Annotated in this window: 12 protein-coding genes; 6 read left to right on the top strand and 6 right to left on the bottom strand. The window is 65.4% G+C overall.

Annotation, left to right across the window (positions count from 1 at the left end):
* The first annotated feature begins 31 nt into the window (after window positions 1-31).
* From QM588_RS12100 to QM588_RS12090, 3 genes are all read left to right on the top strand, one after another.
* Complete coding sequence (locus QM588_RS12100; protein WP_283313591.1) at window positions 32-664, top strand: MBL fold metallo-hydrolase; 633 nt, start codon at window positions 32-34, stop codon at window positions 662-664.
* Between the two features lie 145 nt (window positions 665-809).
* On the top strand, window positions 810-1,484 hold the full coding sequence (locus QM588_RS12095; RefSeq protein ID WP_371129016.1) for a DUF5642 family protein: 675 nt from the start codon (window positions 810-812) through the stop codon (window positions 1,482-1,484).
* Between the two features lie 169 nt (window positions 1,485-1,653).
* Entirely contained in the window at window positions 1,654-2,769 is a 1,116-nt protein-coding gene (locus tag QM588_RS12090; protein ID WP_283313506.1) for a DUF4192 domain-containing protein, read from the top strand.
* 12 nt (window positions 2,770-2,781) lie between these two features.
* Here QM588_RS12090 and galE read toward each other — a convergent pair whose 3' ends face one another.
* Together galE and QM588_RS12080 are read right to left on the bottom strand one after the other, a co-directional pair.
* On the bottom strand, window positions 2,782-3,762 hold the full coding sequence (galE, locus tag QM588_RS12085) for a UDP-glucose 4-epimerase GalE (RefSeq protein WP_283313505.1): 981 nt from the start codon (window positions 3,760-3,762) through the stop codon (window positions 2,782-2,784).
* 46 nt (window positions 3,763-3,808) lie between these two features.
* Entirely contained in the window at window positions 3,809-4,495 is a 687-nt protein-coding gene (locus tag QM588_RS12080; protein ID WP_027496875.1) for a metal-dependent transcriptional regulator, read from the bottom strand.
* Window positions 4,496-4,680: 185 nt separating this feature from the next.
* Between QM588_RS12080 and QM588_RS12075 the strand changes: the two genes are divergently transcribed.
* Together QM588_RS12075 and QM588_RS12070 are read left to right on the top strand one after the other, a co-directional pair.
* Entirely contained in the window at window positions 4,681-5,949 is a 1,269-nt protein-coding gene (locus QM588_RS12075) for an acetoin utilization protein AcuC (RefSeq protein WP_283313503.1), read from the top strand.
* A 64-nt stretch (window positions 5,950-6,013) separates the two neighbouring features.
* A complete protein-coding gene (locus QM588_RS12070) occupies window positions 6,014-8,671 on the top strand; it encodes a bifunctional acetate--CoA ligase family protein/GNAT family N-acetyltransferase (RefSeq protein ID WP_283313590.1) in 2,658 nt (885 codons plus the stop codon).
* Window positions 8,672-8,807: 136 nt separating this feature from the next.
* Here QM588_RS12070 and QM588_RS12065 read toward each other — a convergent pair whose 3' ends face one another.
* The 3 genes from QM588_RS12065 to QM588_RS12055 all read right to left on the bottom strand — a co-directional run bounded on the left by QM588_RS12065 (window position 8,808) and on the right by QM588_RS12055 (window position 11,844).
* Window positions 8,808-9,779, bottom strand: a complete 972-nt coding sequence (locus QM588_RS12065) for a sigma-70 family RNA polymerase sigma factor (protein ID WP_027496878.1) — start codon at window positions 9,777-9,779, stop codon at window positions 8,808-8,810.
* Between the two features lie 169 nt (window positions 9,780-9,948).
* On the bottom strand, window positions 9,949-11,442 hold the full coding sequence (locus tag QM588_RS12060; RefSeq protein WP_283313498.1) for a N5-glutamine methyltransferase family protein: 1,494 nt from the start codon (window positions 11,440-11,442) through the stop codon (window positions 9,949-9,951).
* 33 nt (window positions 11,443-11,475) lie between these two features.
* Window positions 11,476-11,844, bottom strand: coding sequence for a DUF3099 domain-containing protein (locus tag QM588_RS12055; RefSeq protein ID WP_027496880.1), 369 nt, complete (start codon window positions 11,842-11,844; stop codon window positions 11,476-11,478).
* A gap of 91 nt (window positions 11,845-11,935) precedes the next feature.
* On the opposite strand from QM588_RS12055, the gene QM588_RS12050 reads away from it, so the two are divergent.
* Entirely contained in the window at window positions 11,936-12,172 is a 237-nt protein-coding gene (locus QM588_RS12050) for a DUF3039 domain-containing protein (RefSeq protein WP_027496881.1), read from the top strand.
* A 38-nt stretch (window positions 12,173-12,210) separates the two neighbouring features.
* Here the strand turns inward: QM588_RS12050 and QM588_RS12045 are convergent, their stop codons facing one another.
* Complete coding sequence (locus tag QM588_RS12045; RefSeq protein ID WP_442972905.1) at window positions 12,211-13,272, bottom strand: YihY/virulence factor BrkB family protein; 1,062 nt, start codon at window positions 13,270-13,272, stop codon at window positions 12,211-12,213.
* Window positions 13,273-13,376 lie beyond the last annotated feature (104 nt).

Here is a 13,376-nt window from a genome sequence, read left to right as displayed (position 1 = left end):
AGGGCACCGTGCTGCGTTCGGTGGTGGTCCTGTGAGCGGGCAGTTCCGAGTCCAGAAGGTCGTCACGTCGGGGACGTTCGCGCTCGATGGCGGCGAGTGGGAGGTCGACAACAACATCTGGGTGATCGGTGACGACGACGAGGTGGTGATCGTCGATGCCGCGCATACGGCCGGTCCGATCGTCGATGCGGTCGCCGGTCGTGCTGTGCGAGCGATCGTGTGTACGCACGGGCACAACGATCATGTGACGGTCGCTCCGCAGCTGTCGGGGGAGTTGGATGCGCCGATTCTGTTGCATCCGGCCGATGATGTGTTGTGGGAACAGACGCATCCGGGCATCGGGCATTCGGTGCTCGAGGACGGTCAGCGGATCACCGTCGCGGGGACGGACATCGTGGCATTGCATACACCCGGTCATTCGCCGGGGTCGACGTGTCTGTATCTGCCCGAGGCGGGTCAATTGTTCTCGGGGGACACGTTGTTCTCCGGTGGGCCCGGGGCGACGGGCCGGTCGTATTCGGATTTCCCGACGATCATCGGGTCGATTCGGGATCGGTTGTTCGCGTTGCCTGCCGAGACCCGGGTCAACACCGGGCACGGTGACGGGACGAGTATCGGGGACGAGTCGCCGCACCTCGAAGAGTGGATCGCCCGCGGGAACTGACATTTGCGACACTGTCGTAGCTCGCCTGCCGCGTTCGAGGTGGGCGGAATGAGACAGTGGTGGGGACGCCGAAGCGCTTGCTGCGGCGTCCCCACGAACTCGAAGAGGACATCACGTGAGCCGCGCCGCACAGACCCGCCTGACCATCGCTGCCACGTCGGCGGCGATCGGAGCATTCGTGCTGGTGGGGTGCAGCTCCACCGTCACCGGAACGGCCGAGCCCACTGCCGGTGGCACCACCGCATCGCAGCCCGGCACGGACCTGAACACACTGCTCATCGACCCGGCCAGCTTCCCGGCTCCGTACGACGCGTTGGTGTTGCCTCAGCAGGCCATCTCGCAGGCCGCTCCCGATCTCAGTGGAATCCCGGCCGGCGCCGAGGTCAGCCCGGCGGGGTGCAAACCCGCGGACCAGGACTTCGGCCCGACCGGTACGGCGATGATCGTGGGCACCGACAACGACAGTCGATCCACGATCTCCATCGAACTGACCGCTGTCGACCAGCCGCTCTCGGCGCGCAAAGAGCAGCTCGAACAGTGCGGCGAGGTGACCGCAACCAAGTCCGGTGCCACCTCCACGGTCACGTCCACGCTGACACCCGCACCGCCGATAGACGCCGACGACACACTTGCCGTGCGACAGACCGTCTCGTCGGGCACCGGCGGGGATGCCGTCACCCAGTCGATGCTGACCCTGATGGCGCAGGTCGACGGCGTGCGGATCTCGGCCACGTTCATGTCGTTCGGGTCCGCCACACCCGATGCGATGACGCTGGACGAGCTGTTCACTGCCGCGGTGCAGAAGGTGAACCAGAGCTGACGTTCTCCCGCCGTGGTGGCGGCCCCTCTAGCAGAGCCGACCGACACGGTCTGCTCGGCTGAGGCGGGTGAACGCTGGTTCATCCACAGAGGGCCCGGCATGCACAGGGTTCTGCTCGGCCCCTGGTCGAGCCGGGGAGGCCAGTCGGAGCCCCGTGAGACTTCGAGGCATGTACACACCGACGAACTCCCACGACCCGTTCTCCGGTCGACACCGCGTACGGATCGGTGACGCGAGCGAACTGTTGGCCGCGATCCCGGCCATGCTCGGCTTCGATCCTCATCGCTCGATGGTGCTCATTGCGCTCGAGGACGGCGGCTCCAGCATCGGACCGACGATGCGGCACGACCTCGTGCTCGCCGGCGAGCACACCGATCGACGTGCGGGTAGCGACACTCGCGCCACTCCGGACATGCTCGACGTCATCGACTACCTGGCGGGCTACTGCGCATTCGAGAACATCGTCTCGGTGATCGCTGTGTTCGTCGACGACAGACTCGGCCGCAACGAGCGAACGCATTACACACTCGACGTTCAGGAACTGGTGAACGAGCTCGAGGTCACCCTCTCGACATTCAGCGTGCGGCTCGAAGCCGCCTTCGCAACCTCGGCCATTGCCGATGCCGCGCACTGGTGGTCGCTGCAGGGCCCACGCGAGCACGGTCGCATAGCCGATCCCACGGCATCGCCGCTGACGGTGGCCAGAGTGTTGGACGGCTATCCGGTACGACGCTCGAGAGACGAGCTCGCCGAATTCATCGCACCCGGCCCGGTCGAGACGGTGCAGGCAGTCGCCGCCGAGATGGCACGGTTTCGGCGTGGCGGTGCACTGTCGCTGACCGACCACCTGACGGCGGTGTTGTCCTACCTCGCGCGGTCTCCCTACGATTCCGAGCTCGAGACGACCGACTTCGCGCGGGTCGCCGTCGCGATCGGGCATGTGCAGGTTCGAGACGCGGTGCTGGCACTGACTCTCGGCGAGGATGCAGATGTCGTCGAGGAATTCTGGGCGCACCTCACCCGACTGGTTCCGAACCGCGAAAGAGCGATAGCAGCAACACTTCTCGCGTTCAGCGCCTACGTGAGAGGAGACGGCCCGATGGCCCGGATCGCGATCGATGCGGCCCTGAAGGCAGACAGTTCCCACAGTTTGGCGTCGCTGTTGGACCGCTCGCTCAGTGTCGGTGCCAGTCCTGCCCTGGTTCGCGAAGTCGCCGAGAGTGGGTTCGCCTGTGCGCGAGCCTGCGGCATTCGGCTGCCGGGCGACCCGTTCGGCCGGCGCTGATCTGCAGCCTGCTCAGCGAGCCGCGTGAGAACGGTCGCCGAGCTGTTGCAGAAAGTCCCACGCATCGGAGACGATGCGATCGAGATCGGTCAATTCCGGCGTCCAGTGCAAGTCCTCGACGGCACGGGCGCTCGATGCGATCAGCACGGCCGGATCACCGAGCCTGCGAGGCGCATGTTCGACGGCAATGGGCAGGCCGGTGACGCGCTTGCACGACGAAATGACCTCGTCGACGGAAAAACCGGTGCCGCCGCCGAGGTTGTAGATGGAGTGCCGACCGGGCTGGGCGGCATCGACGGCGAGGATGTGGGCTTCGGCGAGATCGGCGACATGGATGTAATCGCGGACGGCTGTGCCGTCGGGAGTGGGCCAGTCCGTGCCGAACACCGAGATCTTCTCTCGCTGACCGAGGGCGACCTGTAATACGAGGGGGATGAGGTGGGTCTCGACGACGCGATTCTCACCGAAACCCTTGTAAGCGCCGGCCACGTTGAAGTACCTCAGACTGGTAGCGGCGAGACCGTAGGCCGCTGCATACGAGGTGATGGCGTGATCGATCGCGAGTTTGGTCGCCCCGTACGGGTTGGTGGGACGAGTGGGGTCGTCCTCGGTGATGGGGGTCTTCTCGGGCTCGCCGTAGGTGGCCGCGGTAGAGGAGAACACCAACTTGGGCGTGCCGGAGGCGCGGATGGCGTCCAGGAGAGCCAGGGACGTCACTACGTTCCCGCTCCAGTACTTGTCGGGTGACACGACGGACTCGCCCACCAACGACTGAGCTGCGAAGTGCAGAACCGCGTCGAAATCGCCGCCCGTCAACACGTCCGCTGCGACGTCTCCGATGTCACCCTCGACGAAAGTGACCCCGGCGGGAACGGCGTCCCGATTACCGGTGGACAGGTTGTCCACGACGACGACCTCATGGCCGCGCTCGTCGAGTACCGCCGCACACACACTGCCGACGTACCCTGCACCACCGGTAACGAGAAGCTTCACTGTTCGATCTCCCTCACACGTGGCAGATGCCGTCCGTGCGAAGAAATCAGACTTTCTTCACCTGAACGGCATGCGCCATTTCGTCGGATATGTCGACACCACTGTGCCCTGGCACCGTGATCGTCACCGACCCCGGCTTGGCCTCGACTGTAACCCGCGCGTCGGGAACCACGCCCGCCTCGCGTAGCTGAGCGATGACCTCCGGGTCGGACTGAACGTGCTCGGCCAAGCGGCGTACGACGACAGCAGTGGGCTCGCCGAGCGGGACGTCGGTCAGACGAATGAGAGCCTCCGGTGCCAGTGTCGTCTGACCCAGACCCAGTTCCGCCAGGCCAGGGATCGGATTACCGTAGGGCGAGGTCGTCGGGTTGTTCAGCACGGTGACCAACCGGCGCTCCACCTCCTCGCTCATCACGTGTTCCCAGCGGCACGCCTCGGCGTGCACATCTTCCCAACGCAGTCCGATGATGTCGACGAGAAGACGCTCCGCGAGACGGTGTTTGCGCATGACCGCGACGGCCAAGCTGCGGCCCTTCTCGGTCAGCTCAAGATGCCGGTCACCGGCGACGGACAGAAGACCGTCGCGCTCCATTCGGGCGACGGTCTGACTGACGGTGGGACCACTCTGCTCCAGCCGCTCGGCGATCCGCGCGCGGAGCGGGATGACGCCTTCTTCTTCCAAATCGTAGATCGTCCGGAGGTACATCTCCGTGGTGTCGACCAGATCCTTCACACTCAACCCCTTCGTCGGGTTCGATCGTACCGTCAGCGGCCCTGAATCGGCGCTGCACCCGATGGCGGCGGGCGCGGCGCATCACAACGAGGGAAGCGGCTCGCCGTGGCGCGTCACAACCGGGTACAGAACACAACACCGGAACCCGGCAACACCATCCCGCGCGGCAACGTAGTTTTGTCCTTATGTCTGATCAGGCGACACGCGCCGCCGTATCCATCCCCAACCGTCCCGAAGACATCGTCGTGTGGAGCGCGGACTACCTCGGTTACCGGTGGAGCGACGACCATCCGATGAACCCGACGCGGCTCGATCTGACGATGGCCCTCGCCACCGATCTCGGTGTGTTGTCCGGCGTGGAGCTCGTCGAACCGACGGCGGCACCGGATTCGGAGCTGCTGCGTTTTCACACGAGCGCGTACATCGAGGCCGTCAAGCGCGCGCCGTCGCAGGGTCCGGCTCTGCGAGACCCCGACGACGTCGTCCACGGTCTCGGTTCCGACGACAACCCGGTGTTCGAGCACATGCACGAAGCCAGCGCGATGCTGACCGGCGGCTCCTTGGCGGCAGCGCGGGAGATCGCATCGGGGCGGGCCAGGAGAGCCGTGAGCATCGGCGGTGGAATGCACCACGCGATGGCCGATTGGGCCTCGGGCTTCTGCGTCTACAACGACGCCGCCATCGCCATTTCGTGGTTGCTGGACAACGGGTTCGACCGCATCGCCTACATCGACGTCGACGCACACCACGGTGATGGCGTCCAAGCAGCGTTTCTCGGTGATCCTCGGGTGCTGACCGTCTCGTTGCATCAGCACCCGGCAACACTGTGGCCGAACACCGGATGGTCGACGGAGGTAGGGACCGAACGCGGAGAGGGTTCCTCGATCAACGTCCCACTGCTGCCCGGAACCGCAGATCGGCTCTGGCTGCGCGCTTTCCACGCGATCGTTCCGGGCGCGATCGGAGCGTTCCGGCCGCAGATCATCGTCAGTCAGTGCGGCGTCGACAGTCACCGCGAGGATCCGCTCGCAGACCTCGCGCTCACCGTCGACGGGCAGAATGCGGCCTTCCTGGCGATGCGCGACCTTGCGGACCGTTACTCGGAGGGTCGGTGGTTGGCCGTCGGGGGAGGCGGGTACGGCTTGGTCCGGGTGGTTCCACGGGCCTGGACTCACCTGATCGCAGCTGCTCTCGGCCGTGACATCGATCCGATGGCATCCCTGCCCGACACCTGGCGCGAGCGAGTGAGAACCATGGCACCGAGCGTGGATCTGCCCCAGACCATGGGCGACGGCGGCGACGTCGACTATCCCGCCTGGGACGGTCCCGGTGGATCGCTGGCCGGAACGGATGGCACCGACCGGGCACTCGAACGTGTCGACTCGGCCATCATCGCCACTCGTCGAGCAGTGTTTCCGCTGCTCGGACTCGATCCGGAGGACCCGCGTGACTGATTCGACCGGTACCGATTCGGCCGCCGAACCTGCCGCTGCAACAGACGAGAAGAGCGCCAAGGACCTGGCCCGGGAGCGAGCGGAAACGGAGTTCCCGCAGCACTGGGTCGCCGACGTTCTCACGTCGGACGGCGGCGTCGTGCACCTGCGTCCCATCGTGCCCTCGGACTCCGAGGCCATCGTGGCCTTCCACGGACGACTGTCGGAGCGCACCAGATACCTTCGGTACTTCGGCCCCTACCCGACGATGCCGCAGCGGGACGTCCTCAACTTCACCACTGTCGACCATCACGACCGCGTGGCCTTCGTTGCAGTACTGGGCGACGACATCATCGCGGTCGGCCGGTACGAGCGGCTACCCGAAGGGGACGGCAACTCCGCCGAGGTGGCCTTCGTCGTCGCCGACGCGCACCAGGGCCGCGGTCTGGGTCCGATCCTGCTCGAACACCTTGCGGGAGCGGCCGCCGAGAACGGGGTGAACATGTTCGTCGCGGAGGTGCTCGCCGAGAACCGGAACATGGTCACCGTCTTCCGTGAAGCGGGGTATCAGGTCAGCAGGTCCTTCGAGGGGGGTGTGCTGCGACTGGAGTTCGCCATCGACCCGAGCGAAGCTCTGCTGTCGGTACGCAATTCGCGTGAGCGTGCCGCCGAGGCCCGCAGTGTGCGCAACGTGCTCAGCCCACGATCGGTGGCCGTGATCGGTGCATCGACGGACAGCTCGAAGGTGGGCAACGCGGTTCTCGCGAATTTGCTGGCCGGCAACTTCACCGGCCCGGTCTATCCCGTCAACGCCGACCACCGCTCGGTGCGCGGGGTGCGCGCATACGCCACCGTGCACGACATCCCGGACCCGGTGGACCTCGCGATCGCGGCAGTTCCCGCCGATGCGATCGACGCGGTACTCGACGACTGCCTCGACAAGGGCGTCAAAGCGCTGCTGGTGGTGTCGGGTGGGTTCGGCGAGACCGGACCCGCGGGGCAGGAGAGCGAGCGCAGGCTGGTGCTCGCCGCGAGGGCACACGGTATGCGGTTGATCGGGCCCAACGCGCTCGGCGTCGCGAACACCGATCCCGAGTTCGGCCTGAACGCCACTCTGGCTCCGCATCTGCCCACTCCGGGCAACGTCGGGTTCTTCTGTCAGTCCGGTGCCCTCGGCATCGCCATTCTGGACGAGGCCGCCAACCGTAGGCTCGGGCTGTCGACGTTCGTCTCGGCCGGTAACCGAGCCGACGTGTCCGGAAACGACCTACTGCAGTACTGGGATTCGGACCCGGCCACCGAGGTCATTCTGCTGTACCTCGAGAGCTTCGGAAATCCCCGCAAATTCACCCGGATCGCTCGACGGGTGGCGCGCAGCAAGCCGATCATCGCGGTCAAGAGCGGCCGCGGAGCCGTGCCACCCGCGCACGCCATCGGTGCCGACATCGACGATTCCATCGTCCGAGCATTGTTCGCTCAAGCCGGAGTGATCCAGGTCGACACCATCTCCGAACTGTTCGACTGCGCAGTGCTGTTCGGCAACCAACCCCTCCCGGCCGGCCCGCGCGTGGCCGTCGTGGGCAACTCCACGGCCCTGGGAGTCCTGGCCGTCGACGCCGCTCGCGCCAAAGGCTTGCATGCCGATATCCCGACCGACGTCGGACCGCAGGCCGGTCCGGAGGATTTTGCCGCGGCCGTCTCGTCGGCTCTGGCAGCCTCCGACATCGATGCAGTGATCGTCGTGTTCGTGCCCCCGGTCGCGGTCGAGGTCGAGCCGTTCGCGACTGCTTTGGGCAATGCGGTCCGTGGGTCCGACAAGCCGGTGCTGTCGACATTCCTTGCCACCGAGGGTATTCCGGATGTGCTGGCTGTACGCGGGCCCGGTGGGCACCCGGTTCGGGGCTCGGTTCCGTCGTACTCGAGCCCCGAACGAGCCGTGGCGGCACTCGCTGCCGCGTGGCGGTATTCGTCGTGGCGCTCGCGGCCGGTGTCGAATCTGGTTCGGCCCAAGAGCATCGACGGCGATCGCGCCAAGCAGCTGGTCCGGGATTGGCGTTCGGCAGGTGGACAAGGGCGCTGGCTGTCGGATTTCGAGACTGCCGAGCTGTTGGCCTATTACGGCCTCGATGTCGTGGCATTCCGTGCCGTCACCGACGAGAACGAGGCCGTCGCGGCGGCCGACGAACTGGGGTACCCGGTTGCAGTGAAAGCGACAGGGAAGCGGTGGCGGCACCGGGCCGATCTGGGCGGTGTTCGCTTGGATGTGGCCGACGCCTCGGCAGTCCGTGTGGCATACCGCAACTTGGCGGCCGAATCCGGAGAGCCGTTGTTGCATGTTCAGCGCATGGCAGTCAAGGGAATCGGCTGCGTGGTGCGGGTTCAGGACGACCCGTCGTTCGGATCGCTCATCTCGTTCGGTCTGGCCGGAGTGATTTCGGATCTACTGGGCGACCGTGCCTACCGTGTGCTGCCGTTGACCGAGGACGAAGCGGCACAGTTGATCGACGCGCCGAAGGCTGCTCCGCTGCTGTCGGGCTACCGAAACGCCGTGCCGGTCAACAAGAGTGCGTTGATCGATCTCGTCCAGCGCATATCTGCGCTGGCCGAGGACATTCCCGACATCCGTGAGATTTCTTGCGAACCGGTGCTGTCATCCGCCGACGGCGCATACATCACCGACGCGCGAGTGCGCATCGGACCCGAGCCGACAAAGGCGGACCTGGGTCCCCGACGGTTGCGTTGAGGAGCACTGTGGCCGAAAAAGAGAGAAGCGGCGGCCGAGCCGACGTCCCGAGGGGGAGGGAACGTCGGTTCGGCCACCGCGTCGGATGGCGCGAACGGGAATGGTCACCGTCGCTCCACCGGTCGGAGAACCAGGATCAGCTGGCGTACGAACGCAACTTCTCGGCGCGGTCACCCTGGCGGAGCTTGACCATCACCTCGCGCTCGATCTGACGCACGCGCTCGCGGGACAGTCCGAAAAGCTTGCCGATCTGATCGAGAGTGCGCGGCTGGCCGTCGTCCAAGCCGTAGCGCAGACGAATGACCTGCTGCTCTCGTTCGTCGAGGGTGCCGAGCACGACGCGAACGTCACTGTGCAACAGCCCGGCGATGACGGCGTTCTCGGCAGACGTTGCTTCCGAATCCTCGATGAAGTCACCCAGCGGTGCTTCCTCGTCGCTACCCACCGGCATGTCCAGGCTGACCGGATCGCGGCTGTGGTCGAGCAGATCGGCGATCTTCTCGACTGCGATGCCCGATTCGCTCGACAGCTCTTCGTCGGTTGCCTCGCGTCCGAGCTGCTGGTGCAGTTCACGCTTGATCCGGGCGAGTTTGTTGACCTGCTCCACGAGGTGGACGGGCAGCCGGATCGTTCGGCTCTGATCTGCCATGCCGCGAGTGATGGCCTGGCGGATCCACCACGTTGCGTAGGTCGAGAACTTGAAGCCCTTCGCGTAGTCGAATTTCTCCATGGCGCGAATCAGACCCAGGTTGCCCTCCTGGATCAGGTCGAGCAACGGCATTCCGCGACCGGTGTAGCGCTTGGCGAGCGAGACGACCAACCGGAGGTTCGCTTCGAGCAGGTGGCTGCGCGCCGCGCTTCCGTCCCGCACGATGATGGCCAGGTTGCGCTTCTTGACTGCGCTCAACCGCTTCGTGTTCTCGAGAACCTGCTTGGCGTACAGACCTGCCTCGATCCTCTTGGCCAGGTCGACCTCTTCTTCAGCCGTCAGCAACGCGGTGCGGCCGATGCCGTTGAGGTAGACGCGAACGAGATCGGCTGCTGGGCTCTGGGCGTCCAGATCGGCATCGGTGGGCCGCGGACGAATCGTGGTGCTGGGGCTGGTCATGACTTGCCTCCTGGTCGGTGGTGTCTCACAGGTTCAACGCTCGGGACGCTCCGATAAGTTCCCACGCCGATCCTTGTGATACCCGCCTGACCAGGGAATACGGCGGGTCCGTCCTGAGAAGTTGCTGAGAACGTCCGCAGCGGGAACGGCAGTGCAGCCCCAGGTCTGTTCAGCGAGCAGGCAACACCAGTCCGTGCCGCATCAGACCTTGCATCAGCGTCACCGCATGTCCGGCCAGTTCGTCGGCATCTTCACCGTGCGCGGCGGCGAGCAACTCGACCAGTTCGCCCACCGCGAGCCCGTCCGGGCGCAGGCCCGCAAGAAGCGCGGCACCGAGCTCGTCGACGTCGTGCTGCCACTGTGGTCCGTTTCCCCGGTGGACACGGATCGCCACCGGAGCCCAGCCCTCGTCGCCGGGAAGAAACACCCGTTCCAGCGCGGTGTTGGGGTCGAGAGTCAGTACCGAGTCGAGAATGTCGTTGTCACGGAGCCATTCGAGCCGAGAGAAATACTCGAGTGACTCGTTACCGAGCGGGTCGGAGAACCCGTGCGTCAACTCCTCGGCGAGCAGATCCGTCGGAGATTCCGTTTTGCGTAGATAGACGAACCCGAAACCGACGCCCTCGACACTCGCAGCGGCGAAATGATCGAGCCAGGACTGGGCCACCGCGGCCGCATCGGGATCGCGCGGGTCCAGACCGCCGTCGCGCATCCAGGTGCCCACATACAAAGCGGGGTCTGCCACGTCACGCTCGACCACCCAGGCGTCGACCCCGTGGGCGGGAAGCCAGGAGGCCACCCTGGTACGCCAGTCCTCGCCTTCGATGTGCACCCACGACGCGAGGATGGCGGCGGTCCCACCGAGGGTGAGGTGCTCGGGTGCCTGCGCGATCATCAAGGCGCTCGCCCCGTCGAGATCGAGGCCGGAATCGCGATACGAGTGGAGTACTTCGGCGCGCCCGACGACGAACGGGGGATTGGCGACGATGCGATCGAACGTGCGTCCGGCCACCGGCTCGAACCACGACCCGTGCAGCAGTTCGACGTCGAGACCGTTCAGGGCCATCGTCGCCGCTGCCAGATCCATCGAACGCGGGCTGATGTCGGTCGCGGTCACCGTCGTTGAGTAGTCGCACGCGTGGACGGCTTGGATGCCGCATCCGGTTCCGACGTCGAGAACGGTGTCCACCGGCGAGGTCGGTGTCCCGCGTAGCAACGACAGCGACGCCTGGCCGACGCCGAGCACATGATCGCTGGCCGTGTCGGCGACGCGCATGCTGCCGTCGGGGTCGGAGACGATCCACCGGGTTCCATGACCGGCGTCGAGGGGCCGGATGTCCAGCAGGGCGCGCACCGTGGATCCGGTGCGAAGGAGAATGCCGGCTGCGACGGCTGCGGCGACGGTCAGAGGCGCGAGAGCGGCCGCGACCTCGTCCTCCGGGCAGTCGTCGACCAGGAGGAACAATCGCACCAACACACCCAGATCTCCGCCGCCGAGGCTCGCGTTGCGGACCGGAACCGGTTCGGTGCGTCCCAGTGCGGCGTGGGCGTCGGCGCCCAACAATGTCAGTACGCCATCGGCGTCGTAGCCCGCGCGATCGAAGGCTTCACGGAGGCTAGCGGCGGCAGCGACGAGCGGGGACGGAGAAGTCTGTGCGTTCACCGAGCAAGTGTCGCACCGACTGTCGGCTCTTTCTCAGTCCTCGCCGGCTTCGATCACGCGGTGGTTGCTCGATTCGATGGCCGGACTGTCGATGGTCCGGTAGTCGTACCGGCTCATTTCGTCCTTGGTGCGCGGCGGCCGATCGTTCGCGATCAACACCGCCATCCACGGGAGCGGAATGGACAGACCGACGATCGCCATGGATATCCATGGGTTCATCCACATTCCGTATGCCAGTGCAGCGAGCACCAAGGCCGGTATGCGGAAGGACATGATGAACATGTACTTGCGGACACGCGCTTTGTGCTGCTCTTCCACCGACTGTTGCGCCTCGGTGATCAGGACGGGCCCATCCGGCGAGTCGCTGTACGCGCTTCCGTCGAACCCTGGGGTTCTCGTCATACCTCCACTGTGGCACTACCGCTCACAGATTGCATACGACGAGATGTACGACCGGTTCGATCACGGTGTGGCGACGGATTAATCTGTGTTCATGAGCACTCAGACGAAGGACCGTCCCGACATCGCTCCGGACGAGACCACCGACGACGACCGGCCGAAATTCTTCCATTACGTCAAGAAGAACAAGATCGCCGAGAGCGCCGTCATGGGTACCCATGTGGTCGCGCTGTGCGGCGAGGTGTTTCCTGTCACCAAGTCGGCAAAACCGGGCTCACCGGTGTGTCCGGACTGCAAGAAGGTCTACGAGGGCCTCAAGAAGGGCGAGTGACAATTCGCGTCCGAAGGTGACTCCGCCGGACCCGACCGTCACGGAGACGGTTCGGGCCGGTCGGATCGCTGCCGATCACCGACGACTCCGACCGGGCCTGTGGCTTTGATCGGGCCTGTGACTTTGATCGGCCCTGTGGCCAGACGCCGTGCGACCGCGGTCACCGGTCCCGACGGCTTGTCGTCCGCAGCTGCCTGGGCAGCGATCCACTCACGCATCTGATCCATTCGGGTTGCTCTGGCCGGCCAGAACTCCTGAATCGTCGCGTTGAACTCGGCTCCGAGGACCACGGCGAAGCCGAGGAAGAACGTGAAGAGCAGAAACGCGATCGGAGTTGCCAGCGCACCGTAGGTATAGCCGGTGCTGGTGACCCAGGTGAGGTACCGGCGAAGTACGGCGCTGGCGATCATGAAGAACACCCCGGCCAGCAGTGCTCCGCCGAGCAGACGATGCCAGGGCAACGAGGTGTGCAACGCCAGCTTGTACAAAGTGGTCAGGCCGACGATCAGCAGCAAGCCGACGGCCGGGTAGTACAAGAAGTCGACGAGTTCGCTGCCGACGGTCAGCCACGAATCGGGCAGTATCTGCTGGACGTACACCGGTCCGAGTGCGACGAGCGGCAGCACGAACACCGCGATGATCAGGAAGCCGACGTACAGGAGCAGCGCGAAGAACCGCTGCCAGACGGGATTTCGCGCGTCGGCCTGTCCGTGTGCTTCGACGATGGAGTCCACGAACGTCGAGATCGCCGACGAGCCCGCCCACAGTGAGAGCAGGAAGCCGACCGAGACGATTTCGCCACTGCCCTGTGCGAGTACGTCTCGGACGGTCGGCGCGATGATCTGATCGACGACACTGCTGCTGAAGAGCGTGTTGCTGAAGGTGATGATCTTCGACTCGATGATGTCGACGGTGTTGGGGCCGAACCAACCTCCGACGAAACCGAGACTGCCCAGCACCCCGAGCAGAAGGGGAGGTAGCGACAGCGTCTGCCAGAAGGCCGCGGTCGCTGCTTTGCTGAAGATCGAATCGTCCCATGCCTTGCCGAGCGTGCGCAGAGTCACTTTCCACACCGCACGTAGCGGGTTTCTCGCCGACATTCGCGGCGGTGTGGGAGTTCGGCCTGCAGACTCGCTCATGGTGCCTCCAGCATTCCTGACCGATGCCGACTTCGCCTAACGACCGACGCGCCGTGTCGCGTCCG

It is taken from the genome of Rhodococcus sp. IEGM 1354 (genome assembly GCF_030056855.1).
Taxonomy (GTDB): Bacteria; Actinomycetota; Actinomycetes; order Mycobacteriales; family Mycobacteriaceae; genus Rhodococcoides.
This window is presented reverse-complemented; position numbering and strand designations above follow the sequence as displayed.